Annotated in this window: 21 protein-coding genes and 1 tRNA gene; 8 read left to right on the top strand and 14 right to left on the bottom strand. The window is 65.2% G+C overall.

All coding sequences use genetic code 11. The features are described 5' to 3' along the window. Positions 1-200 precede the first annotated feature (200 nt). The 6 genes from V1633_RS17050 to V1633_RS17025 all read left to right on the top strand — a co-directional run bounded on the left by V1633_RS17050 (position 201) and on the right by V1633_RS17025 (position 7,084). Positions 201-962, top strand: coding sequence for an SDR family NAD(P)-dependent oxidoreductase (locus V1633_RS17050; RefSeq protein ID WP_331215324.1), 762 nt, complete (start codon positions 201-203; stop codon positions 960-962). Between the two features lie 438 nt (positions 963-1,400). Then, positions 1,401-2,306: an AraC family transcriptional regulator gene (locus tag V1633_RS17045; RefSeq protein ID WP_331215323.1), complete on the top strand. Its 906-nt coding sequence runs from the start codon at positions 1,401-1,403 to the stop codon at positions 2,304-2,306. A 409-nt stretch (positions 2,307-2,715) separates the two neighbouring features. Further along, positions 2,716-3,555 carry a helix-turn-helix domain-containing protein gene (locus V1633_RS17040; protein WP_331215322.1) on the top strand — a complete coding sequence of 280 codons (840 nt, stop codon included), beginning with the start codon at positions 2,716-2,718 and terminating at the stop codon, positions 3,553-3,555. Between the two features lie 64 nt (positions 3,556-3,619). After that, positions 3,620-4,201 (top strand): dihydrofolate reductase family protein, encoded by a 582-nt coding sequence (locus V1633_RS17035; protein WP_331215321.1) that lies wholly within the window; start codon positions 3,620-3,622, stop codon positions 4,199-4,201. A gap of 851 nt (positions 4,202-5,052) precedes the next feature. Next, the gene (locus tag V1633_RS17030) at positions 5,053-6,576 is read left to right on the top strand and encodes an RNA-directed DNA polymerase (RefSeq protein WP_331215320.1); all 1,524 of its coding nucleotides are present in this window, start codon (positions 5,053-5,055) and stop codon (positions 6,574-6,576) included. Further along, on the top strand, positions 6,563-7,084 hold the full coding sequence (locus V1633_RS17025) for a hypothetical protein (RefSeq protein WP_331215319.1): 522 nt from the start codon (positions 6,563-6,565) through the stop codon (positions 7,082-7,084). The genes V1633_RS17030 and V1633_RS17025 overlap by 14 nt, the downstream gene beginning before the upstream one ends. Positions 7,085-7,530: 446 nt before the next feature. Here V1633_RS17025 and V1633_RS17020 read toward each other — a convergent pair whose 3' ends face one another. The 11 genes from V1633_RS17020 to V1633_RS16970 form a co-directional block, all read right to left on the bottom strand. Continuing rightward, positions 7,531-9,135: a YfjI family protein gene (locus V1633_RS17020; RefSeq protein WP_331215318.1), complete on the bottom strand. Its 1,605-nt coding sequence runs from the start codon at positions 9,133-9,135 to the stop codon at positions 7,531-7,533. Then, on the bottom strand, positions 9,132-9,671 hold the full coding sequence (locus V1633_RS17015; protein WP_331215317.1) for a hypothetical protein: 540 nt from the start codon (positions 9,669-9,671) through the stop codon (positions 9,132-9,134). The genes V1633_RS17020 and V1633_RS17015 overlap by 4 nt, the downstream gene beginning before the upstream one ends. Then, a complete protein-coding gene (locus V1633_RS17010; protein WP_331215316.1) occupies positions 9,668-10,507 on the bottom strand; it encodes a bifunctional DNA primase/polymerase in 840 nt (279 codons plus the stop codon). Before V1633_RS17010 ends, V1633_RS17015 begins: the two co-directional genes overlap by 4 nt. 177 nt (positions 10,508-10,684) lie before the next feature. Further along, the gene (locus V1633_RS17005) at positions 10,685-10,978 is read right to left on the bottom strand and encodes a hypothetical protein (RefSeq protein ID WP_331215315.1); all 294 of its coding nucleotides are present in this window, start codon (positions 10,976-10,978) and stop codon (positions 10,685-10,687) included. A 371-nt stretch (positions 10,979-11,349) separates the two neighbouring features. Further along, on the bottom strand, positions 11,350-13,584 hold the full coding sequence (locus tag V1633_RS17000) for a cell division protein FtsK (RefSeq protein WP_331215314.1): 2,235 nt from the start codon (positions 13,582-13,584) through the stop codon (positions 11,350-11,352). Then, a complete protein-coding gene (locus tag V1633_RS16995; RefSeq protein WP_331215313.1) occupies positions 13,577-13,888 on the bottom strand; it encodes a hypothetical protein in 312 nt (103 codons plus the stop codon). Before V1633_RS16995 ends, V1633_RS17000 begins: the two co-directional genes overlap by 8 nt. Positions 13,889-13,991: 103 nt before the next feature. After that, a complete protein-coding gene (locus V1633_RS16990; RefSeq protein ID WP_331215312.1) occupies positions 13,992-14,795 on the bottom strand; it encodes an ABC transporter permease in 804 nt (267 codons plus the stop codon). A 16-nt stretch (positions 14,796-14,811) separates the two neighbouring features. Next, positions 14,812-15,480 carry an NUDIX domain-containing protein gene (locus V1633_RS16985; RefSeq protein WP_331215311.1) on the bottom strand — a complete coding sequence of 223 codons (669 nt, stop codon included), beginning with the start codon at positions 15,478-15,480 and terminating at the stop codon, positions 14,812-14,814. Beyond that, positions 15,477-15,851: an RRQRL motif-containing zinc-binding protein gene (locus tag V1633_RS16980; RefSeq protein WP_331215310.1), complete on the bottom strand. Its 375-nt coding sequence runs from the start codon at positions 15,849-15,851 to the stop codon at positions 15,477-15,479. The genes V1633_RS16985 and V1633_RS16980 overlap by 4 nt, the downstream gene beginning before the upstream one ends. Continuing rightward, positions 15,851-16,096, bottom strand: a complete 246-nt coding sequence (locus tag V1633_RS16975; RefSeq protein WP_331215309.1) for a DUF6284 family protein — start codon at positions 16,094-16,096, stop codon at positions 15,851-15,853. Before V1633_RS16975 ends, V1633_RS16980 begins: the two co-directional genes overlap by 1 nt. A gap of 367 nt (positions 16,097-16,463) precedes the next feature. After that, complete coding sequence (locus tag V1633_RS16970; RefSeq protein WP_331215308.1) at positions 16,464-16,706, bottom strand: helix-turn-helix domain-containing protein; 243 nt, start codon at positions 16,704-16,706, stop codon at positions 16,464-16,466. 141 nt (positions 16,707-16,847) lie between these two features. Here V1633_RS16970 and V1633_RS16965 point away from each other — a divergent pair, with 141 nt between their 5' ends. Continuing rightward, positions 16,848-18,125: a hypothetical protein gene (locus V1633_RS16965; RefSeq protein ID WP_331215307.1), complete on the top strand. Its 1,278-nt coding sequence runs from the start codon at positions 16,848-16,850 to the stop codon at positions 18,123-18,125. A gap of 1 nt (position 18,126) precedes the next feature. Here V1633_RS16965 and V1633_RS16960 read toward each other — a convergent pair whose 3' ends face one another. Further along, positions 18,127-19,140, bottom strand: coding sequence for an NAD-dependent epimerase/dehydratase family protein (locus V1633_RS16960; protein ID WP_331215306.1), 1,014 nt, complete (start codon positions 19,138-19,140; stop codon positions 18,127-18,129). Between the two features lie 8 nt (positions 19,141-19,148). Beyond that, positions 19,149-20,696, bottom strand: coding sequence for a tyrosine-type recombinase/integrase (locus V1633_RS16955; protein WP_331215305.1), 1,548 nt, complete (start codon positions 20,694-20,696; stop codon positions 19,149-19,151). A 184-nt stretch (positions 20,697-20,880) separates the two neighbouring features. On the opposite strand from V1633_RS16955, the gene V1633_RS16950 reads away from it, so the two are divergent. Next, positions 20,881-23,262 carry an nSTAND3 domain-containing NTPase gene (locus V1633_RS16950; protein WP_331215304.1) on the top strand — a complete coding sequence of 794 codons (2,382 nt, stop codon included), beginning with the start codon at positions 20,881-20,883 and terminating at the stop codon, positions 23,260-23,262. Between the two features lie 71 nt (positions 23,263-23,333). Here V1633_RS16950 and V1633_RS16945 read toward each other — a convergent pair. Next, positions 23,334-23,409 (bottom strand) — tRNA-Arg (locus V1633_RS16945). Positions 23,410-23,758: the final 349 nt, after the last annotated feature.

The raw sequence follows: 23,758 nt of genomic DNA, 5'->3' as shown, positions 1-23,758 counted from the left end.
CGGGTTCGCGCTGGCGGACCGCAGAACGAACGGCTCTGTCTGTGCGTGGCCCGATCAAGGCATCCGATATTCGCGGCATAGACAGGATAATGCAAGAATCGCAGAGCATTGTTATAACGTTTTCCCAGTTGGCGCTGATTAATTGAAGGGTCAAAGTTTCAGCGAGCACTGAGCGGCTCCAGTAATAGACAGGTGAGAACATGCGGATCGCCATCGTCACCGGCGGCAGCTCCGGCATCGGGCGCAGCGCCGCCATCCAGATCGCCAAGCGTCAGACAGGAGTGATCCTGACCTACAGCACCAACAGGTCCGGAGCCCTGGACACCGTGGCGACGATCGAGAAGGAGGGCGGCAGCGCCGTGGCACTGCCGCTGGACGTCGGCCGGAGCGAGACCTTTCCCGCGTTCCGCGAGTCGGTAGCCGCGGCGCTGCAGGCCACATGGCAGCGGGACTCCTTCGACGTCCTGGTCAACAACGCCGGAATCGGCCATCTGGCGGTACCGTTCGAGGAAACCTCGGAGGAGATGTTTGGCCAACTCGTGCGGGTGCTGCTCAAGGGGCCGTACTTCCTGACCCAGACCCTGCTGCCGCTGCTCGCCGACAATGGTGCCATCGTCAACGTGACCAGTAGTGCGGCGCACGACTCCGGGGTGGCGCCGGGCTACTCCGCGTACGGCGCCATGAAGGGTGGCCTCAACGTGCTGACCCGCTACATGGCAAAGGAGTTCAGCGCGCGCGGCATCCGCGTCAACTCCGTCGCGCCTGGCCCCACCCGTACGGGTTTCGCCGACAACGCCTTCGAACGCTTCCCCGACGCGATTACGGCCGCGGCGGCGACGATCGCGCTCGGCCGGGTCGGCGAACCCGACGACATCGGCCTGGCGATCGCGGCACTGGTCGGCGACGACGGCCGCTGGATCACCGCACAGAACATCGAGGTCTCGGGCGGCCAGAACCTCTGACCGCTCCCAGGTTGAACACTCGAAATTGGCAGTTTCACAGTTGATGGCAGCATCGGTAACCTGTCGTTGCCGATGCGCCAGCTGTCGGTGTCGATGTTATGTGCCGGACTGGCCGGGTGATCGCACCTTGTGCCTGATGTCTCCAGAGGGTCGGGCAGGCTCTCAAGCTTGTGTTGGGCGATCACATCGGCGAACGGCGGGCTGGTCTGGATGATCTGCTGGCGCGGTTCACGCACCGCTTCGGGGGTGCGGAGCCGCGCCAGCAGGCGTTGAGCTACCCGGTTGGGTTGTTGTCGCCGTTGGCGGCAAAGAACGGCTGGCCCCTGGCCGAGGCCGCGATCTTCCGTCCGCAACACACGTTTGCACGTAGTTATCCAATCCTTGCACGATCCTTTCGCAGCCGGGCTGGCGGCACGGGTTCCGTGCTGCACTGGTGACATGTCTGCAGACGAGCTTTGTGAACTGCTGCAACGGCATGCCCGTCCGGACTTGACCACTGCCATCGACGGTGTCCGGATCTGTAGAGCCGACCACAGCGCTCTACCGGGCTCCTCGATGTCCGGCACCGTGCTGGCGGTCGTCGCTCAGGGCTCCAAGCGTCTGGCAGTGGGCGACCGCGTCTACGAGTACGGCGCCGGTCAATACCTCGTCACCTCGGTCGATCTTCCGGTGACAGGACAGTTCGTCGATGCCGTCCCGGGCCGCCCTGCACTCGGTTTCGGGATGACCCTGGAACCCGCCGCCATCGCGGAGCTGCTGTTGGAGGCCGGGCCGGATGACTTGCCGAAGTCCCCGGGTGCCGTACCGCCGGGAGTCGCGGTCACCGACGCCCCGGACGAATTGCTCGACGCGATCGTGCGGTTACTGCGTCTGCTCGACCGGCCAGGGGACCGGAAAATACTGGTCCCGCTGCTCAAGCGGGAAATCCTCTGGCGGTTGATAACCGGCGAGCAAGGTGACACCGTCCGTCAGCTCGGCCTAGCGGACAGCAGCCTGGCTCATATCAGACGTACGGTGCGGTGGATCCGAGAGAACTACAACCGGCCGTTTCGGGTCGAGGACGTAGCACGACTTTCGGGGATGAGCGTTCCGGCCTTCCACAAGAACTTTCAGGCGGTAACGGGGATGGCCCCTATCCAGTTCCAGAAGAACCTTCGGCTGCAGGCGGCGCGGTTGCTGCTGGCGAACCGTCCGCATGACGTCACCGGTGTCGGTCACCGTGTCGGATACGACAATCCGTCCCAGTTCAGTCGGGAGTACCGGCGTCAGTTCGGTGCTCCGCCCAGCGTTGACGCGGCCCGTATGCGCGATGGCGCGGCCCCCGCCCCTGAGGCGCTGCCTTGAGAGACACCTGAGCAAAGAAAATTGTGCAACACCATCTATCGGGCCTGGATGGCACCTCGGCCAAAGAACAATCCGCTTCCTCGCCGCCACCGGCGCTGAGCTCGACGTCGACGAGTACGGCGAACGAACGGGCCGCGTGCTGATCAGGTCTGGCCCGCCGCGCCGGCCGATGCCGGCCGGAGGCTGCCAGCAGGCAGAGCGCTGACGGCCTGCGCCGCGCTTGCGCGACGCCTTGATCCAGGAGAGATCGTTTCGGCAGCGTGGAAGCCCGGCCGGATGTCGCGTCCCGGCAGATACAGCGGGCTGGCTGGCCTCGCCAAATCGAAGCCGATGATGGCGGGGGTCGGCGGCAGCACGGCTGGACCATCCCGGCGCGCGATGCCGGCGCGGCGTCGGCGATGCTGTCGACGTGGAGTACGTGTCCAGAGTGCCGCGACCGCCGCTGGACGGGCTGATCGACGACCTTTACTACCTGAAGGGTGCGCCGCCGTACGCCCGGCTGACGCTGCCGCCCGCGCCGTCGGCGCTGCTCATCGTCAACCTGGGGGCGCCGTTCCGCATCCGCGGCGGCACCGACATCGAGACGGCCGAGTACGCCGACGGCTGCGTGGTCACCATGCCCACCCGCGCGTGGGAGTTCGGCTACCCACCCTGGACCCGGTCCGTTGGTGTGCACTTCAAGTCGTGGGGGCTGGCGCCGTTCCTGCCGATGCCCGCGGCAGAGCTGTGTGACCGGCCGGTGCCGGTAGAGCAGGTTTGGGGCCGGCCCGCCATCGCTGAGCTGCGAGACCGGCTGGCCACGGCCGACGGACCGCACGAGATGCTGACGCTGCTCGAGGAGGAGCTGATGCGACGGCTGTGCGAGACCGCAGGCCTGGCACTGGTCCGCTATACGAGCAGCGTCATCGCGGCGACCAGCGGGGCGGTGGCGATCGGCGACCTGAGTGTGGCAACCGGTGTCAGCAGCACACATCTGGCACAGCGGTTCAAGGAACTCATCGGCGTCACGCCGAAGCGACTGGCCCGCACCCACCGCTTCACCGCCACCGTGTTCGCGCTCAACCCCGCCGGACCGATCGACTGGGGCGACCTCGCCTATGACGCAGGCTACTTCGACCAGGCCCACTTCGGCCACGAGTTCCGGGCGTTCACCGGGCTCACGCCGACCCGGTACGTCGAAGTCCGGCGGCGGTTCCTGCGGGAACATCCCGGCCACGCGATGGACGGCTGGCCGCTGCCGGCCGATTGATTTCTTACAAGAGCGCCTGCTCACGACACGGTAATTTGGGAGCACCCAAAGTAGAGGAGTGCCCGTGGGCAAGGTGGTCATGTACAGCTCGGTGTCGGTGGACGGCTTCATCGCGGACGAGAACGACCAGCCCGGACCGTTGTTCGACTGGTTGACCAGCGGTGACGTCGCGTTGGACGAGAGCGGCGTATTGAAGGTGTCGCAGAAGTCCTACGACTACACCCGGGCGTACTGGAACCAGATCGGGGTGACAATCGCCGGCCGCCACGTTTTCGACATGACGGACGGCTGGGACGGAAAGCCTCCGAGCGGGATCGACCACGTCGTCGTCGTGACCCACCGGGGTAGGCCCGAGGGCTGGCATCCCGAGGCGCCGTTCTACTTCGTCGACGGCGTCGAGGCAGCCGTGGCCAAGGCGAAGGAGCTTGCGGGTGACCGCATGGTCGAGGTCGCCGCTGGCGACGTCGGTGGCCAGGTGCTTGCCGCGGGCTTGATCGACGAGGTGCGGATGGACGTCGTACCCGTCGTGTTCGGGTCCGGCAAGCGCTACTTCGGGTCGGTCGACGCGCAGCACCTGTTGGAGGACCCTGACGTGGTGATTCAGGGCAACCGGGTGCTTCACCTGCGCTATCGGGTGCGCCGTTGACCGACCTGAGCGGTACGCGAAGGGTTCACGGCGAAACGGCGACACAGAATCGGTCCTCGGGCTGCGTTCGCGCCTCGCTGCCCATGGTCGGGCAGCCGACGCCGCTTCGCTGTCGGCCTGGTCGCTCGGTCAGTTGCATGAGCCGATGGTCGCTGCCCGTTGCGGAAATCGGCTGGCTCGGCCGGCGGAGTGGCGGCGGCCCGCAGACGGATGATCTCGTCGTGTTGAGCGGCGAGTCGCGCGAGGGTCCGGAACTCGGTGATACTCGACGTTGTTCCCGGGAGGTCCACACACCCGAGTCCTCCCGTCCATGCCCGCATGAGTCGTCCGAGTACTGCAATGGGTGGGCACGCCCGCATCCAGCAACGTCGTGCGTCCGCAACATGATCATGTGCGCGCACACCGACAGATCCACGCACCCTGCACCCGGGTCGTTCAGCCGTGGCAGCGTCCACCAGCCCGGATCTTGTCCGGGTCAGCCGTCCTGACCTGAGCAAACTCTCTCAAGATCAATCATGAAGAGTCCATGGATGGCGACAAACGGCGACTCAGATGGCCTATGACCGCCCACGAGATCACATCCACCTGGGAGTGTTTCCGCTGGTCGGAGGGCGTTTTCGCTGATCTTCGAGGTGCCCCCGGCAGGATTCGAACCTGCGACACACGGTTTAGGAAGGGCCACGACCGCTACGACCCTGGCTTCCACCAGTAACTTCAGTTGCGTGTGCCATGTCTCCACGCCCTACAGTTTCACCGGCACGCCCTAGTTCGCTCCACGTCTGGCTCCACACTCGATCGCCGTGATGGCCAGCCCCAAAGCTAGTCGCGCGGCAGTTGTAGAGTGCCGGCTCATGGAGCCGGCCGGCCTCGACGACGTCCTCAAGCACCTCGACCTCGCATGGTCGCATGTCGGCGCATCAACCGGTGATCTTGACTTGCCGGATCCAATAGCGTTTGCCGATATGCAACATGCTTGGCCCACACAGCGCCTTTTGCTAGCACAAAGAGTCCTCGACTGTGACATAAAACCGGCAGATGTTGAGCTCATCGATCTGCCCAAGAATGAGCTGTTAGTCCGACCTCTTGCGAGAGTCAGCCTCGAAAGCCGACTGATGTACGAGGCATCTGTTTTGGCTGTTGTGGAGAAAATCGATAGCAGGCTTTCGGATGCAGTTTTCAGCCATCGCTGGCTAAGCTGGGAAAAGAGGCTGTACGCGCCCACTGGTCGATGGATGAAAATGATGGAAGAGGCACGGACGTTCCATCGGGCGAACCCCAAACTCATGCTTGCAAGAACAGATGTCTCCGCATTCTACGAGAATGTAGATGTTTCCTTGTTGTTGGAGGAACTAGAGGCGTTAGCTCCTCCAAAATGGGCATTGGACAGCCTGACGATTTTTTTGCGCGCGTTCAACGCCCTGAATAACGTCTGGGGAATACCACAGGGCTTTGATGTAACTGGGATCCTCGCCAATCTATACCTCCTTCCAGTCGATCTCGCACTGAAGAGAGAGGGATTCAAGCACTTTCGATATTCGGATGACATGTTAATTTTCGGAGCGGATTGGCTTGCACTCAGGAAGGCCTTGCTGCATCTAACGGCGATTCTTCGGAGTCGACGACTAGTTCTCGCTGGCGCTAAGACCCACGTATTCCCCGCCGACGGTGTCTTAGATGAACTGCTAGATGCCGACATGAACGCAATCAACTACGGTATCGCCACAGGCAAGGACGAAGCTCCGGCCGACCTCCACAAGTTCTTTGATGGTGCGGTTAGCGGAAAGTTTGTAGACAAGCGGAATTTCACCTTCAGCCTTACGAAGCTAGCATCCATCAAAGACGGCTACGCGGTCGAATGGATACTAGAAAACATGGGATCGGTGCCTCACATTAGCCGCGAGGCGCTTAAGTACCTGGGCATCTTCTACAAGCCTGAATCAAAACATGGGGGACGAATCGCGGACTTTCTTCTCGACAGCAAGATATCGCAGTACCCGTTCGCACAGCAGAACCTGCTGTTATACCTAATCACTAATGGCGTGAAAGAACTTGCGGCGCGAGATTCTGCCTGGCGGCTCATCGAGAATAAGAACACTCAGAGCTTTGTCCGTGAGTTTGCCGCAAGGTACCTGGGGCTGCATGGCGAACCAACAGATGCGATTTTGCTCAAAAAGCAGTTCAGAGAGGAACGAGACATCAATGTAAGGCGCGCGCTGCTCGTAGCATGCTATGAGGCAAAGAATTGCGGGTCAGAGATGCTCGAACTAATCTCTAGGTCCATGCCGGAGCTACGGATAACTGCCGATTACCTAAGAACCGAACCCTCTTCTATACCGGTCCCCACCTCAGAAAGAAGGCCCTATGGCCGCATCTAGTGCACATGACCAGCTCAGAAAAGAGTGCGAGAATCTTTACGAAGACTGCAACTATACCTCCCTAACTTACTTCAACGCAGCCAAGTCATCCGACTTCTGGGGAAAGGCCATTATATTCTGGCCGGCAGTAATCAGTTCCGTCGCCTCGTTGTTAGTTTCGCTCAATCAGCCGAAGCAGTGGGGGGCCGTCAGCGCCATCGCGAGCGCAGTCGTTGCCACAGCGTCTTTTCTTGGTGCCAGCAAAAGGGCAGACCCCCTCAAAGATTCGGCAAAAAGATTAACGGTATTGCGACATGCGGTTCGTTTGGAACTTGCCCTTGCCATGGAGCGAGATACCGATACTTTAGAAAAAACAGTTCGTGACTTACGCGCCGAGTACGGTGCAATAGTTGCATCCAACGAGCTTGTGCCCGACCGGTTCTTCAAGCGATCACAGGGGCAGATGCGGCACGGGGTGTTGGAGTATAGCGACGACAGCCGCGCCAGCATTGAGGAGCCGACCAGGTAAGATTCATCAAGGCAATGACCATGATGTGGATCGCGTGAGTAAGTTCAGCGGCAGGTGACACGCAGCCTAATTTGGACGGAGGGCGCCGTCCGCTGGAAGCTGGCCAATCTTGGCCCTTCATGAGAGATCGCGACAGAGAGACGTAGAGACGGCCTCTGAGGGCGCCGCAGAGGCAAGATCCGGGGCATCCCGGTGTAAGACATAGGGCCGATCCGGCTCTGCGGCTCTCAGCGTACCGTTTCTCGCGCTGCCATCGATCAAGCGGGGCACCGACGAGGCATTGAAGAGCGACCAGGAAGCGTTGACGCGTTGACAATCGGCGACCGGGCAACTGTCTCCGCAGGTGACGGCCGGTGTAAGGGTGTCACCGATGGACGTTGACAGACGTTGACACCCGTTGACACCGGGTGGTCCGGCAGCGGGGTGTCAACGCCTGTCAACGGGTGTCAACGTGGCCCGCTGACACCCTCGCGGGTGTCTTGAGCTGCGGAAACGTCGCCATCGGCGTTGGGTGTCAACGTGTCAACGCTTCCCGGCACCTCTGCCGCGGCGCGCGGGTGCAGTTCGTAGCGGCCGTCCGCACCGGATCGGACCCATCCGAGCGCGGTCAGCTCGGCCAGCACGGCGGACACTTCATCGGACTTTGGCAGCTTCCGGGAGACACGGCGGTGTAGCTCCCGGCGGGTGAAGGCGGTCATGCCCTTGGTGGTGAGCACCCCGAGTACGTACCGGGCGGTCTCGATCGCGGTGTTGCTGCCGATGGTGGTGAGTGCGGCCCGGTAGTGCGCGGCGAAGAACTCGGCCAGGCGTACCGCGTCGGTCATCCGGTCGGCGTCGACCGGGCGCCGCCACGCGTCGGCGGGGTGGTGGGCTACGTGTAGTAGCCCGGCGAGGCGCAGTGTGGCGCCGGACAGTTTGTTGCCCCATTCCCGCATGTCGTACAGGGTCCCGCCGGGCCGTAGCTGTGCCTCCACCTCTTGGGCGGCGGCGAGTCGGACGCGGCTGGCGTCGGGGGTGAGGGTGACCACGGCCGGGTCTTCCCATTCGGCGAGGGTGGCGGCCAGGTCGTGGACCCGGTGCCGGTAGCCGGTGGTCACCTGCTCGGGCACGGGTTCGGTGTCGACCAGCCGATATCCGGCCAGGGACCGGGGCAGGGCGAACAGGAACCGTGCCGGTAGTCCCCGGCCGGCAAGGTCGGCGTTCCCGCCGAACTTCCGCAGCACCGACGGTTGCGCCATGACGCACACCGTCAACGCGGGTTTCTCGATCGAGGCACCCTCGCGGGTTTGCCGCTCATTGCTCATCGGCTGCCCGGCGTGACCCTTCAAGTACGGATCGAGGTTCGGCGTACCGGAGTAGCGGCCGGCGAGGGTGTCAAAGATACCGCCTTCATCGCTGATGATGGCCATCCGTCCGCCGTTGGCTGCCATCAGACCGATGAGGGCTTCTGGGGTGGCGTCGTCCACGATGAGTTTCGGCAGCTTGGGAACGGTGATGGACTCGGCCGCGATGGCGGCGGCCACCGCCTCGGCCGACGCCTGATCCCGCTTGTCGGGGTCGGCGGCCTTGGCCGCTTGGGCCTTGGCCTGCTCGGCTTGCCGGTCGGCGATGTCCCGCAACGCGGCGGCCTCCGCAATGCGCGGTCGCATCGCCTCGCCGAGCGTCGATTGCGCACTGAACAGCGGCGCGGTCATCGCCCGATGCACCGGGGACTTGCGTTCGCCGGGGCCGGCGATGACGGCGGCGAACACGTTCACCGGTTCCCGCCACCCGCCGACCGGCTCTACTTCCAGCCGGCCACCCGCGCACCCGGAGAGCACCGCGACGGCGAGGGTGCCGGCCATGGCCGGGTCGGTTTGGGTGAACCGGGCGACGCCGGTCACCATGTCAGCCAGCCATGCCGGGAACACGTCGACCGGGAACGGCGGCGGCGCGGTGGTCGGGCCGGTCAACGGCACTGGAACATCCCACAGCGGCCCGCCCGGGTCGGGGCGGTCGGTGGTGGTGTCGGTTGGGCCAGTGACCAGGTGGAGACGTGCGGGTGCGGTCATGCTGCGGTCTCCAGTTCGAACAGGTCGCCTTGCCCGTAGGCGTACGGCGGTCGGGCGGGTACGGCGGTCGGGCAGTCGGCGGGTAGCAGTTGTAAGGCGATGAGTCCGCCCTTGGTGCACCCGACCGGGGTCCAGCCGGCGCGGCGGTAGCAGCGTCCGGGGTCTCGCTTGCGTCGGGTCTTGGCCGGGTCGACGAAGGTGACCATGCCGAGCGCAGGCAGGTCGGGCCAGTGAGCGCGGGTAGCGGCGACGGCGGCGGTGATCAGCGTGGAGGCGCGGTGTGGGCAGGTTGGTTCCCGGCGGAACAGGGAGCAGACCATGGCTCCGGCCCATGCGTGCTGGACGTAGGCCGCGATCGGCCAAGAGGTAACCCACAGGGCATCGGCGTCATCGGTGAGCAGCACGACGCACCGGCCAGGTGGTACGAACTGCGGTGAGCCGATCTTCTGCCGGTTGTAGTGCCGGTCAGCCAATGGCAGCGCGCGCGGGTCGGCCCTGTAGGACCACCGCCACGGTTGCAGCTGCTCGGTGCTCATGCGGCCACCGTCCGGGGGCGACGCTGCCCGGCGGCCAGCCCGGATCGGATGGTCCGCGCCGTCTCGACCGGACCGAGTCCGGCGGACAACCCCGCCTGTTCCAGCACGCTTGTCGCCTGTACCTCGGTAAGCACCGCACCGGCCACCAACTGCCCGAGTGCCACGGCGGCGATGTACAGCGACCGGTTGCGTTGCCCCTCCGGTGCGGTGGTGACGCGGCCGGTTTCCCGGTCGATTGCGGCCCGCACGTAGGCGCCTTCCCGGCCACCGGGCAGGTCGACCACCACCGGTCGCTGAGCCGGTAGCGGTGGGGGTCGGAGCAGGTCGGCGAGCCATCCGGGTAGCGGCGCCGGGTTGGTGTCCCCGTCGACCGTGTACGGCCGGCCCGCGACCGTCGACCCGCCGGCGACCACGTAGCCGCCGTGCGCGCGGGTGTCGACGGCCGGCCCGAGGGTGCCGGCGGTGTTCCGCAGCTCCGGGCCGCTGGCCGGGTGGCGGTAGTACAGGTGCAGGCCACCCCGACCGGTCCGCACCGTGTACGTCTGCCACACGTGCGGGTCGCCGTGCTGGTCGGCCACGGTGCCGAACGTGTCGGCACCGTCCGGCCCGCTGGGCACCTTGGACACGTCCAGGTCGACCACCAGCAGCCCGGACGGGCCGCAGGCGATACCGATGCCGTACGGGCCGGCCGACCAGCACCGTTCGATGCGGTCCGGGTCGGTGGTGGCCCTGGACTCCCAGTCCTTGACGGCGGGCCGCTTGTCGTCGGGGCGTAGCGGGAAGATGCGCCACCCGCGCACCGCGTGCGCACGGGCGGTGGTCAACAGGTCAAGCATGGTCAGGTTCCCTCCATCAGGGGTGGTGCAGGTGACACGGCCGGCGATGACCGCCGGGGTATGGCGAGGGCAGCGCGGTCCGGGCAGGAACATCCGGACCCGGTCGGTGGAGTGGCAGTACCGACCCGCGTCGCCGATCCAGTGCTGGCACCGGTCGGCCAGGTGGCGGCCCACCGGTCACCACCGACGGGCGGGCGCCGGTCGGCCGGCCAGCGCGGCGCGAGTGACCAGCGCCCGAAGGTCGGTCAGCATCGCGGTCAACTGGCGCCGTGCGGCCGGTTCGGTGTCGGCCAGGGCGACACGGAGACGGATCTCTGCCTGACCGGTGCCGCCGGTCGCGGTGACGCGGGTGAGTACGGCCCGACCGTGGCCGGGCAGGTCGACCACGAGGTCCTCGGATCGGTGTTCGCCGAGGTTGCAGCGGTGGTCACGGGCACACCAGGCGGTGTGCCGGGTCGGCCGGCGCTTCACCGGGTGCCCCGGTCGTACTCGGCGCGGAAGTGGTCGTAGACGCGGCGGCCGACCCGCACGCGGCGGCCGGTTCCGTCGCACCAGCGGCAGTCACGGTGCCGCCGGTCGAGCCGGTTACGGCGCCTGGCGCAGTGTCGGCAACGGCCGAACGGGTCGGCGACGCACAGCGCGGCGTACCACGCTGCGTAACCGACGGGGATGAGGGTAGCTAGGGCAACGGCGAGGGTCACGGAATGCCTCCATGAGCCGGTTCAGGGTGCGGGACAGTGCAGCCCCTAGGTACTAGGGGCCTGATCAGGTGTTGTCTGGATTCCTAGGGCCGGTCCTAGGTCTAGAAGCCACCGCTCCTAGACCTAGGACCGGTCGACGGGCTATCCGGCCGCGCCGCGCCCCTTCTTCCCGTCACGGTCGGTGAGCGCGGTGAGGATGTCGACGCGGTTGAAGCCCTGCCGGTTGCCGGACTCGCCGGTGTCCGGGTCGCTGCCCCACACCTGGCCGGGAGTGACCCCCCACGGCTTCAGCGCGGCGCGTAGCTGGTCGGTGGTCAGACCGGCGTACACGTCGGGCCGCAGCTCGGCGAGGAGCTTGACCAGCACGGTCGCCCACACCTTCGGCTTCTTGTCCGACATGACGGCGGCCAGGTCATCGAGCAGGGTGTCCTTGCGGACGGCGGCGGTGTCAACGGTCTGCCCGGTGGCGTGCCCGGTGATGGTTCCCGCCTTCTCCCGCAGCGTCCGGGCACGCCGTACGACCTGCTCAGCGGTCGGGCCGTCGATGAAGAACGTCCGGGTGATGACCGGGTCGTCGCCCTCCCCGGCCAGGTAGCCGATGCCCCGGTCACGGCGAGAGAACATGGTCGCCTTGATCCCGTTCTTGTGCATCGAGCTACCGAGAACCATGTCGTTCTCGGTGTGGCCCATGACCTTCAGGCAGAACCGCAGCACCGCGTTCGCGGAGATGCCGGTCGGCAGGGACTTGGCGTCGGGTCGCTGGGTGGCCAGGATCAGCGTGATGCCGGCGGCCGGCCCGCGCTTGATCAGGTCGGTGCAGGTCTCCTCGAACTCGGCCCCGTACTTCGGGTGCTCGAACCACACCTGACACTCGTCGACCCCGGCCACGATCGGGAACAGGCCAAGCTTGCGCTGGTTGGCCAACTCGTCGGTGACCTTGTTCTCCGGGCACAGGTCACGCGGCAAGTCCCGGATCACCTTCGTCCGCCGCCGCAGCTCGGCCCGCAGTTCCCGCATCGCGGCCAGGCCGTAGGCGATGTCTTCGTCATCGTCACCGGCCCGGTACCGGTGCGCCACCGGTTCCAGCGCGGACAGGTCCCCGGTGCCTTTCAGATCGAACGCGTGGATCTGCGCACGCGGGTCGAGACACGCGCCGAGCAGGGCCAACCGCAGGGAGAACGTCTTACCCATACGCGGGATCGACCCGACGATCATCGACGCGAACATCAGGGTCAGGTTCACCAGCCGGCCACGCGGGTCGGTGCCGAACGCGAACGGCCGGAACAGGTTCACCGTGCCGGACTTCAGCAGCGGCCACGCGACCTGCTTCGACCGGGACATGTCCCGGTCGGCCACGAACAGGACCAGCCGTCCGGGGTGCACCTCGGCGTTGGCTTCCGGCCACACACACCCGAGCGGGCGGGTAAGCGCGGCGGCCAACTCCTCCCGTTTGTCGACCACCGTCGACGCGGTCACCCCGCGCGGCAGTTCGACATCGGCCCGCCACCCGGTGCCGTTCTCCCGGGCGATCGGGGCCGGGAACCACCCCTTGCCGGTGTCACCCCGCCGGATCGCGTCGTTGATGCCCTTGATGTTCAGGGCGGCCAACGCCCGGAACACCTCCACCGAGGTCAACGGCGCGGCCTGGGTACGGACAACGGCCGTGCCCAACAGCGGCTCGTCGTTGCGGCCACCCAGTAGCCCGAACAGCGTGACCAGCATGCCCAGCACCGCCCACCGCGACCACGACGGAGCGAACACCAGCGTCACCCCACCGGCCACCGTCACGGCGGTACCGAAGGTGGCCACGATGCCCCGCCACCGCACCCGCCGGTCACGCTGCCGCGACAGCTTCAGGTACTCCTCGGCGTCCTCCCGCCGCACCGTGGCCTGCCGTACCGGCTCACCTTCCAGATCGAACAACCACCGCACCGTCGTCCGGGCGACCCGGTAGGCGCCGACCGGCGCCCGGAACACCAGCTTCCCGACGTACTTCGGAAACCGCAGCAGGTGGTAGCCCATCGCGTGCAACCCGAACCCGGTCGCCCACATCAGGTTCCCGGTGAACTCCCGACCCGACCGCAGCCACGACGGCAGAATCGGCACCCGTCGCGCGTCGCGGAAACTGGCCAGGCTGAACCGAGTGCGCTTCTGCGCCTCGGGCGAGTCAACCAGCAACGGCCCGCCGGACTCGACGTCGTCCAGGTCGTCACCGGCGCCGGCCGGACCGATGTCCGAGTCACCGTCGCCACGGCGGGACCGCGCCGCATCGAGGTAGAGCACCTCGGCATCCGGGCCGTCGGCGGTATCGGTCAGGTCCGCCTCAGCAGCCCGCCAGTCGAAACGGCCGTCGTCGTGCGGGGTGGGGCTAGCCACGGCGGGCCTCCTTGCTGGCGATGGGGGCGCACAGGCGGCCGTAGGCGTCGATCTGCCACGGCGTGGTGCGGGTCAGGCCGCGTTCGGCCAGGGCGGTAGCCACGGCGGCGAACTCCCGCTCATCGGGCCGGTCGTACTCCTCCATGCGGGTCGGCAGGTGGACCCGCTCGGTGCCCTGGCTGTAGGTGATGAGCAGGATGTAGCCGCCGCAGGCGGCAGCGGCGATCGTGGCGCGTAGTGGCGTGCCGAGCCAGTACGGCCGGCGGGGGCGCAGGCGGGTCGCTGCTCGCCGCAGCGCTCGCACGAGTGACAACATGAGTGGTCTCTCCCGAGGTCGTTCGGCTGAGGGTTGAGGACCGGCGGCACGGCGCGGGTTTCCAGGCCAGAGGCCGTGCCGCCGGGCATAGCTAGTCGTGCGAACGCACGAGGTGAGCGAGGGCGGCGCCCATGCCGAGCACCGCAACGGGCAGGCACGCGACGGCGGTCGTGATCCACCACGGGGCGGACTCAATACCGGCCGCGACGAGCAGGTGATAGGCGACCTGACCGGCCGCGCCGACCAACAGTGAGGCGATGGCCGACCACTTCGCGAACCGGCGTGCCTTGTCGGGCACACGGCCGGACAGCCACACGTAGAGGGCGTAGGCGCCGTACGTCTCGACACCGATCGGCAGGGTGATCGCGGAGTTGATGGAAAAGCTGTCCCAGATACCCGGCAGCGGGTGCACCACCCCAAACCCGGTGAGTCCGCCGAGTCCGACCCACCCCGACCAGATGGCAACGAACGCGGGCAACGCCAGCAGGACCACCGGCCACACCACCGCCGACCGGACCGGCGCGGCCGGGGTGGGCGTGTCCGGGCGACCGACCGGCGTGACCTCGGCCGGCGGGTCGACGGGCGTGATCTCCGGGACGGGTGCCGGGTCCGGGTCGACCGGCGGCACGGACTCGGGTACGAACGGTGCCGGCACCGGGTCCGGGTCGGGCGCCGGGGTGGTGGCGGAAGGTCCCTGGTGGTTACCGTCACCGGCTTCGGCCTTGAGCAGGGCCAGCAGTTTGCCCGCCTTCGGGGACCCGATGCGGAACTCGCGCATCAGCCGGTTCCGCGACGGGAGCGCCTGACCGTCGGGCAGGTCCAGCCGGCGGGCGGCGAGCAACAGGTCTTCGACCGGTTGCGGGTACTTCGTGCCGTTGATCGTGGGGGCAGTCATGGCGGGTGACCTCCAGTCAGGCGTCGAGGATGTCGGCGAGCATCTGGCGGTGAGCGGCGAAGACCGTGCCGCCGTAGGTGTCGGCCAGGTGGCGGGTGAGGGTCGCGTAGTCGCTGGCGGGTGCCCAGACGGCGCGGCGCGCGTCGTCCTGGCCGGTCACCTCCGGGAAGTCGACGTGCCCCCGGCCGAGGTCGAACCTGGTGGGCACGGTGACCATCCACGCCTCATCCGACGCGCGCGGGTCGGGCACGTAGCGGGCCGGCAGCGTCACCGTCCACAGGTCCGTCGGATCCACGATCAGGCCGGTCTCTTCGCGCAGCTCCCGCACGGCGGCGGCGGTCGGGTTCTCGCCCGGGTCGACACCCCCGCCGGGCAGCGCCCATCCGTGCCCGTCCTCCCGCTCGACCATCACGATCCAGCGCAGGCCGTGGATGTCGCGGAGAACGACGACCGCGTCGGCGGCCACCAACTCGCCCCAGTGACCGAGTTCGTTGCGGCCGTACCGGATGCCGGTCGGACCGTGCGGGTTGACCGGCCGGCCGTCGACCACCCGGAAGGGGATCGCGGCCGTGCGCTGGCGTCCGGTCCAGTCGATGCGGGTCGGGTCCATGATCGGATCGGCCCACGACGCGCCGGCCGCGATACCGGCCAGCACACTCAAGTCGGTGTAGGTGCGGGGGGTCATGCTGCTACCTCCTCGGGATAGGCACAGTCGACGCACTCGCCGAGCGAGCGCGGGATGTAGTAGGGCCGGACCACCCGGCATGTCGGGCACGTCCGGCGGGCCGCCAGCGCCTTACCGATCGCGGCACGCTGAGCGGGGGTCGCGGTGCGCTTCGGTCGGGCCAGGTCGACCCGGTACAGGTAGGCGACCCGGGTACCGCCAAGGCCGCGCCAGAGCACCTGGCCGGCGACCGGCTGACCGGCGGGCCGTAGCCCAGCGGCGGTCAACTGTCGGCGGGTGGCGTAGCCCGGCGGGGCACCCCGCCACCAAAAGGTCGGGATGCCGAACCGCGCCCCGTCCGGATCGAAGAAGGCGGCGCGGACGCGAGACATCAGGCCGCGCAGCGCGGGTCGGAACGGGCGGTCAGGTCGGCGGCGACACGGGTGACCCGGGCCTCGGCCCGGCGCACCCGGCGCCAGTCCAGTTCGGTCGGTCCGCCGTGGTCCTCGGCGTAGATCAGGGTGATCTCGGCGTCGAGAAGGTCCAGGTCAGCCGCAATCAGCGGCCACTCGTGCTCGATCGCGGCGAGATCGGCAGCGGTTGGCTGCCCTTCGGCGCCTTCGCGAGTCTCGACCATTTGATCTCTTCCTTTCAAGGCAACGTCGCACGTCTAGTGTTGCGCAACTGGAATGCGCAACAGAGTATCGATACGTGGATCGGTTGCGCAAGGGAGTTGCGCTAACCTGTCTGGGTGAGTGACGTTCGAGAGGAACTTGCCGCAGCTACCAGGCGCTACCGACGTACCGAAGCGGCGCACGAGGAGGCCCGGCAAGGGACGATCGCAGCTGTGCTGGCCGCTCTACGTGCCGGTGTCGGGCCTACCGAGGTAGAGCGGTTGTCGCCGTTCACCGGCGCCTACATCCGGAAGATGGCCCGAGAGCAGGGCATCCCTCCGGCCTCGCCGGGACCGAAACGACCGCGTCGCGCCGACGGGTAGCGCCCGGTCAACTGGCCCGGGTCTTCACGAAGTCGCCAGCATCGACCAGGCCGACCGACAGAGCCGATGACTCCATCTCGTCAATGACGCGGGCCGGGATGACGAAGCGACCACGAATCTTGATGGCCGGAAACTGTCCAGAGTGAATCGCTCGGTACAGCGTGACCACGGACATCCCGAGGATGTCCGCCGTCTCACCGACCGACCGAAACCGGGGCTGCACCGCGTCGCTGTTTGGCCTTCCCGCCACGACAACCTCCTGAGTAGTCTGAGCCGGGATGCCCCGGCCGGGTGGTACGTCCAGTGAAGTCGAAGCAGGGCGCGCTACCCAGGCAGAACCGGTGCAACCGCATGCAAGGCCAGTGCAACCCGGGCCGGTGGGGAGGCGACCGTGGCCGAAGTCGAGCGCTGGACAGGTGGTCTGGCTTGCGCCCTTCAAGCATCGGCCAACATGACGAACGAGCGTTTCGCGGCATGGCTTGGCATAGCCGTTCGTACAGTCGCTTACTGGCACAGCCGTCCCGATACTGTTCCCGGTCAAGCAAACCAAGATGTGCTTACCGCCGCTCTTAAGCGACTCTCCGAAACGGCGCAAACGAGATTCAGAGCCACTATCTCGCAGTCGGCACAAACTCCGGGAACAACTGCAGGCAGCGCATCAGTTACAGATGTTGTGACCAGCGCTGCTGACAGCATCTCCAACGACCCTCTTCTGACCGAGGGCACCGCCACCAGCGAATCAGTCGAGTCGCTGCAAGAAGACATGATGCTTCTCGCTCGATCCGGCGGAATGGCCGCGCTCGACGTCTTCAGAACAGCCCGTCGCTTGCGGGATGAGGCCCGGTCACTCGCCGAGCGAACGCGGCGGCCCGGCGTCCTCGCTGACCTGTACGTCGTAATCGGGCAGGGGACGTCTCTGATGGCCTCTACAGCCTTTGATCTGGGGCATTGGAACGAGTCGGCGACGCTTGCGCGTGCGTCGACGCAGTACGCGGATATGGCCGGTCACGCCGCACTGAAGGCATGGACCTACGGGCTCCAAATGACTCTGGCGAACTGGCGCAACGAACCCGATACGGCACTGACCTATTTCGCACGCGCTATGCGTGGCGCCCCGACCGGTGAGCCCAAATTCCGCCTCCGCTATATCGCATCCCGGTCGCATGCCTTGCTCGGAGACAGCGCTTCAGTTGCAGACGTTTTAGACGCTGCTCAGCGTGACCGGGATGACGCAGAGGCGAGTCCCGACGGTCTGAGCAAGTCCGTTGGCGGCGAGTTCGCATTTGGAGATGCCCGCGCCGCAGCATGCGCGGCGGCTGCGTGGCTTGATCTGCGGAACGGCGACGAAGCTGCGAGGTATGCACGGGCGGCGCTCGCATCCTACGAGTCACTACCGGCAGCCCGGCGTCCGTACTCCCAAATCAACGGCACGCACATCGACATTGCCGCCGCACACCTACACATGGGCGACCGTGACGGGGCGCATGCCGCACTCGGTGAAGTTTTGGAACTGCCGGCTCACAAGCGCAACGTCTCGCTGACCGGCCGACTAGCGAAAGTTCGCAACCTGCTATCAGTTCCACCGTGGGACGCAGACCCGGAAGCACGCCAGATCGCGGAACGACTGTCTGCATGGCTTGCCGAGACATCTGCACGGCCGCTGCAATGAGCTACGGCAGTTCAGATAGGATCCGCGACTCCTTCTCTGCGCCGATTCCAATTTCGCCGGCGCGCTCGTGACTACTGGTTGAGCCCGTCGCCACAATCCATGCCCAGGTGTCGGCCACCGTATCGCGGAGCGGCCGGCATTCGAGGCCAACACCTCGCGCCTTAACGGAATCAACTGCCCACACTCCCGGGAACGTCCGCCACAGTGGAATTTCCGACCACTGTCGGACGCCACGGCTCAGCAGCACGGAATCAGGCGCCCATGCAAACGATGCGTCAGAGTGCGTCACCTCGGCGCACGCACCGAGTAGGTCCCCGAAGGTTGCCCCGTCGATCGGCGCCGTGACGTTGTACGTTCCAGACGTTCCGTCGGCGATCGTCCGCAGCGCAAACGCTGCAAGGTCGCGCACGTCCACCGGCTGGATCGCGCGGTCCGGCGAACCGGGAGCCAGCACTTGACCTCCAGCAGCCACCCGGCGAAGCCACCACGGCAGGCGCCCGACGTACTCCCGTGGGCCGAGCACGACACCGGGACGGAGAATGGTCGTCCGCTCGGCACCGAAAGCCAGGGACGCTGCCGACTCACAACCCGCTTTCTGATAGCCGTACCTCGTTGGGCCGTCCTCAGTATCCTCGCCGTAGTCCGGGCCGGCATCCGGCGGACAATAGAGCGTAGCTGACCCATCGGTCAGCGGCCTGATAGGCCAATCCTGGTAAACGCTCACGGTCGACATGAAGACGTATCGGCCAGCAACGGGTGCAAGAGCACGGGCAATATCGAGAGTGTTGCGCGGCACGTAGCCCGACGTATCCACGACGGCATCCCATTCCCCGGCAGCGGCCAGGGCACGAACGTCATCGGCCCGGTTCCGGTCGCCCCGAAGCGATCGCACCGATTCAAGGAACGGATCAGCGGTACCCCGGTTGAAGGTGGTTACTTCCCAACCCGCCTCGATTGCAGCGCTCACGATCGCGTGGCCGACGTACCAAGTTCCACCGAGTACCAGTAGCCGCATACCCGCCATCATGCCGACCGTGGCGTCGGCGCCGTACGCGGGTGCTCCGCGACCGTTGCTCGCTTACCCCGGGACACCAGCACCGCCCCGGCGGCGGCGAGTTCGGCTATTGCACGGTGGGCCGTACTGGCGGCCACGTCGTACCGCGAGGCAAGGTCGGCGACAGTCGGCAGCGCGGCGCCCGGTTGAAGTGCGCCACAGGTGATGGCCGCTCGTAGGTCAGCAGCGATGCGTTGGTACGGCGCCGAGTCCTCCGTCACCGGTCTGGGGGCAGGGACCGGGAAGGCTTCGCCGTCTCCAATCTCCACAGGCAGGGCCGGCATCCGGCTCGCCAGACTGCCGGCCGCACGCTGGTCCGCCTCAGAAACCCATGCGCTGTAGACCCGTAGAGTCGTAGCTCCTCCACCGCCATGACCCAAACGACCGGCAACGGTACGCACGTCGACACCGCCCGCAATCAGTTCCGTCGCCGAGTAGTGGCGGAGCTGGTGGATGTTCATGTCCCACCCGAGTCGCGCGCACATCCGGACGTATCGCTGGCCGACCGAGCCAGGCTTAAGCCAAGTACTGCCGTCAGGCGCCCCAGAAAAGATGCGTGCGTCCGTCGGCAGCACCAAGCCGAGCGCAGTGGCCCGCTCGGTGCACCTACGGAGGTACGCACGCAGCAACGCCAACGTCTGGTCATCGAGCGTGATGCGCCGATGCTGGTGCGTCTTGGTGTCCTTCTCCCATGTCTTGGCCCCGCTCTGCGCGATGCTCGACCGGATGGTAAGTACCCCGACGGCGAAGTCGAGCCGATCCCACCGCAGCGCGCACAGTTCACCCCGCCGAATGCCAGTCATCAGGGCAAGCCAGACCAGCATGCCCCAATCGAGATCACGCCATGCCTCGCCTGCGATACGCGCGGCCTGGTCGGGTGTGGGCGGTTGCGGGTCGGGCCGCGCCGGGGACGGCGGCTCGGCCTGATCGATCGGGTTGGTGCCGAGCCAGCGCCACCGAACAGCCCGCTTGCACGCGCCGCTCAGGATGCCGTGGATCTGCCGGATGGAAGAGTCGGCCAGCGGCCGGCACCGGTGCGGCTGGCAGCGGCTGTCGCACTCGTGCTCGCCCTGGGCGCGATGCTCGATGTAGTTCCGCCCCCGGCAGTGCGCCCGACAGGTACGTAGCAGGGCGTAGAACGAGTCGAGCACTTCGCCATCGAGGCGACCGACGGCCAGCTCCCCGAGCAACGGCCGGATGTGGTTCCGCACATAGCCTTCGTAGGTACCCCGGGTCGTAGGCTCGACGTCGAGCACTTCTAGGTACCGGTCCATGAGCTGGTTGACCGTAGCCTTCGTACGCGGGTTGCGCCTCTCGTCAACCTGGTTCAGCAGCCGGGTACGAACCCGCTCAGCTTCCCGCGCGGCCGTTGGTCCGGCCGGAACGGTCTCAACAAGGTAGTGGCGCTTCCGGGATATCGGGTCAATGCCGGCATAAACCCGTACCCGCAGTGACCCGCTAGGTAGCGTCTCGATCTCACCACGAGAGCGCTTGCGCGCCTTCGACTTGGGAGGCATGAAGCAACGGTAGCGGTAGTTCCATCTCGCTGCTCGCGCCACGAACCGGGCTCCCATGAACGCCCTCTATGCCGCATCGTCAACGCCAGGCTAACCGCGAGGACGGCGCACCGAACCGGAGTCCCCGCTAGGCTCAGTCTAGGGCCAGCTTGGTGGGACTATGCAGCTTCGCAAGAGGTGTGGAGTGACGGAGAACTTTGAGAATCTGTCCGACTACGACTTCGAACGACTTGTTTGCGACCTTCTAACCGCAGAGTGGGGAGTGCGCGTTGAAGCGTTTCCGAAAGGTAGGGACGGTGGAGTTGACCTTCGCGTATTAGGGCCCACCAACGCGCCGCTTAATTTAGCCACAGGACAAGAACTGGTCGTGCAGTGCAAACACCGACCCACATCAGCATACAAGGATCTCAAAACGGAGTTGACCAAGGAAGCCCAAAAGAGCATCAGCAACGAGGCGTCCAGATATGTCCTTGCCACAACCGCGAGACTGACACGAGCTAATAAAAAAAGCATTTCAGTCATATTCTCAGGAAATATTGTCGAATCAGACATCTACGCCCGGGACGACATTGCCGCGCTGATCAGACGACATCCGAAGGTAGAACAGGCGACACCCAAGCTGTGGATGTCAAGCGCAGCAGTCATGAGCACATTGCTGCACAGCATAGAACATCTTAGATCGGGTTACTTGCGTGACGAACTCCGACGACTCCGTCGCAGTTTCGTAGAGACTGGCTTCGTGACGAGGGCAAGGGCATGCCTTAACGAGCACGGCGTTTGCATACTGGCGGGACCTCCCGGAGTCGGAAAGACAACCACCGCCCACATCCTGTTATTACAGTTTATGGCAGACGGCTGGGAACCCATAGTGGCGGTTGGGGACGCCCGAGAGCTAGAAGCGCAGCACAATCCTGACGCCAAGCAAGTCTTGTTCTTCGATGATTTCCTTGGCCAGGATGGCTTAGAAGCCAAGCTACGGACGAACGGGGACGCCGAGCTGTTAAGGCTGATTCAGCTAGTCGAGTCTGATCCAACCAAGGCTTTAATAATGACTACGCGGGACTACGTGCTCCGGCGAGCTCAACAGAGCTACGAGAAGCTCTCCGACACAGTCTTCGACACCACCCGTATATCGATACGGGCCGAATCTCTTACAGTCCATGAAAAGTCACACATTCTTTATAATCAGCTCTACTTCTCGCCACTCCGAGAAGTAGCATCTAAGGCTCCCTCTGGCGAATATGACAAGGTTGTAAGACACCGCAAGTTCAACCCTCGCTTGACTTCTACCGCGATTTCGAAGCTGGCTCGGGACGGTGGACCGTCGCCTCGACGGAGATTCAACAGGTTTACCACCGAGCCGGCAGTCGACAGCGGCCACATATCCGAAACTGATCTGCCGGGTTACCTTGTAGCAGCACTAGAGCGCCCAGAGGAATTGTGGGACCACATTCTTCGCTACCAGATGAACGGATTACAGCGGGACATTCTCCTGACGCGAGCATCATTTGGTTATGCAACTATACTCGGATCCGAGCTTTACAAGGCAGTAAGAGCACTACGAGCCGCAGACAACCGGCATTCCCTTGACCTAGACTTCGACGCCGCTATGGCAATCCTCGATGGCGATTTCCTCTCAGTTCGCGTCGAGCACCCAGGACTGGTTCTAGTTGAACGCATAGAACCAGGCTTGGCAGATGCTGTATATAAGTTCATGCTCGCCTATCCAGACACTATCTCCGCCATCAGCAAAGCGGCGGCCTATTTTGGGCAAATTCGCATACTCGCGGGGCTATGCGGGTACTACCCCCCAAGGCGCCAAAATGTGGGTCACTTCAAGCCACGCCAAAAGGACTTGGAGCTAACATTACTAAGGGCCACGGAGCGCCTGTTCTTTTCGCCCGGTCCAACCGTCGTTAATGGCACCCTCTTCTTCATCGAGCGACAATGGCACACACACATCGGTGAGCGCCTGAGCCTACTCGTTGGGCTCTATCACTTAACCGGCGCATCACCCAAGAAGGGCCTCATTGAACTCATCACAGAGCGAATAATCTCGAATCTACCGCGCATAGGCACAGACCCCCTAGTTCAAGCGGTCGGCGCCCTTCGGTCACAAATCCCGGACGAATGGCGGCCAACAAGGACCAAGTTCGAGTCCGACCTACTAGCATACTTAAGTCAAGCAGAAGACATGGATGATTGGTCTACCCTAAAAGACGTTATCGACATCGTTCCAGTCACGGATGAATTCGTGGAAGAGCTGGAAAGGGAGTTTGATAGCTACGCCGCCGAGGTTATTTACGAGCTGGTTGATCAGTTAGAAAACGACCCCAGGGGCGACGAGGATGAGACGCTTGAGAAGATTACTGACTTAGCTGACCGATGGGACTGCAGGCTGGACACATCAGACGTCGAGGAGCTACTAGAACTGCAATCAAATGCGAGTGTCGATGAAGAAGAAAACCGCAGTCAACCAGGTGCCCGCCGTCTGCCAATCTGGCCATCCGAAAAACAGCAGCGTCAGACTGAGGCTAGTCCGAGGAATTTCTTCGACCTGCTCTGAGCTACATAGGCGGCTCGCTCCACGCATGGCTCCACGATCCGTAGGCCAGATTTGGAATCAAGCCTCTGACCTGGTGCCCCCGGCAGGATTCGAACCTGCGACACACGGTTTAGGAAACCGATGCTCTATCCCCTGAGCTACGAGGGCCTGGTGATCCACACTACCTAGCGGCGGCTGTCAGCGTACCGCAGGGAGCCCCGGCGGCGGTCAACGCTGGCACCGCCACCAGCGGACCGCACACCGACCGCACGCGATCAGGGCTTGGCCCGACCGACCACCAGCGGCGAGCACGGTCGCGCATCGTCACTCAGCGTCGATCATCGCACAGGAGCACACATCGCACACACGCACGAAGATCATCGATGGCAGCCGGAAGGGCACCTGAGGCGACGTGGATCTGGGAGCGGAGCGGTGTCGGCAGCGTGCAGGCCACCCGACCTGAGCGCCACCGGCGCCAACGCCAGTTGCCGGCACCCGCAGTGGTGACAGTGGTGGT

Origin of the sequence: Plantactinospora sonchi, assembly GCF_036422035.1 — a bacterium.
Classification (GTDB): domain Bacteria; phylum Actinomycetota; class Actinomycetes; order Mycobacteriales; family Micromonosporaceae; genus Plantactinospora; species Plantactinospora sonchi.
The sequence above is the reverse complement of the archived record's forward strand: the minus strand, read 5'-3'. Positions and strand labels throughout refer to the sequence as shown.

Bases quoted from the DNA above. Each gene is read 5' to 3' on its own strand.
- V1633_RS16975 (WP_331215309.1), bottom strand. From the start codon at position 16,096: ATGGTCGAGACTCGCGAAGGCGCCGAAGGGCAGCCAACCGCTGCCGAT.
- V1633_RS17010 (WP_331215316.1), bottom strand. From the start codon at position 10,507: ATGCTTGACCTGTTGACCACCGCCCGTGCGCACGCGGTGCGCGGGTGG.
- V1633_RS17015 (WP_331215317.1), bottom strand. From the start codon at position 9,671: ATGAGCACCGAGCAGCTGCAACCGTGGCGGTGGTCCTACAGGGCCGAC.
- V1633_RS17045 (WP_331215323.1), top strand. From the start codon at position 1,401: ATGTCTGCAGACGAGCTTTGTGAACTGCTGCAACGGCATGCCCGTCCG.
- V1633_RS16960 (WP_331215306.1), bottom strand. From the start codon at position 19,140: ATGCGGCTACTGGTACTCGGTGGAACTTGGTACGTCGGCCACGCGATC.
- V1633_RS16985 (WP_331215311.1), bottom strand. From the start codon at position 15,480: ATGACCCCCCGCACCTACACCGACTTGAGTGTGCTGGCCGGTATCGCG.
- V1633_RS17020 (WP_331215318.1), bottom strand. From the start codon at position 9,135: ATGACCGCACCCGCACGTCTCCACCTGGTCACTGGCCCAACCGACACC.
- V1633_RS17030 (WP_331215320.1), top strand. From the start codon at position 5,053: ATGGAGCCGGCCGGCCTCGACGACGTCCTCAAGCACCTCGACCTCGCA.
- V1633_RS17050 (WP_331215324.1), top strand. From the start codon at position 201: ATGCGGATCGCCATCGTCACCGGCGGCAGCTCCGGCATCGGGCGCAGC.
- V1633_RS16990 (WP_331215312.1), bottom strand. From the start codon at position 14,795: ATGACTGCCCCCACGATCAACGGCACGAAGTACCCGCAACCGGTCGAA.
- V1633_RS17025 (WP_331215319.1), top strand. From the start codon at position 6,563: ATGGCCGCATCTAGTGCACATGACCAGCTCAGAAAAGAGTGCGAGAAT.
- V1633_RS16955 (WP_331215305.1), bottom strand. From the start codon at position 20,696: ATGCCTCCCAAGTCGAAGGCGCGCAAGCGCTCTCGTGGTGAGATCGAG.
- V1633_RS16980 (WP_331215310.1), bottom strand. From the start codon at position 15,851: ATGTCTCGCGTCCGCGCCGCCTTCTTCGATCCGGACGGGGCGCGGTTC.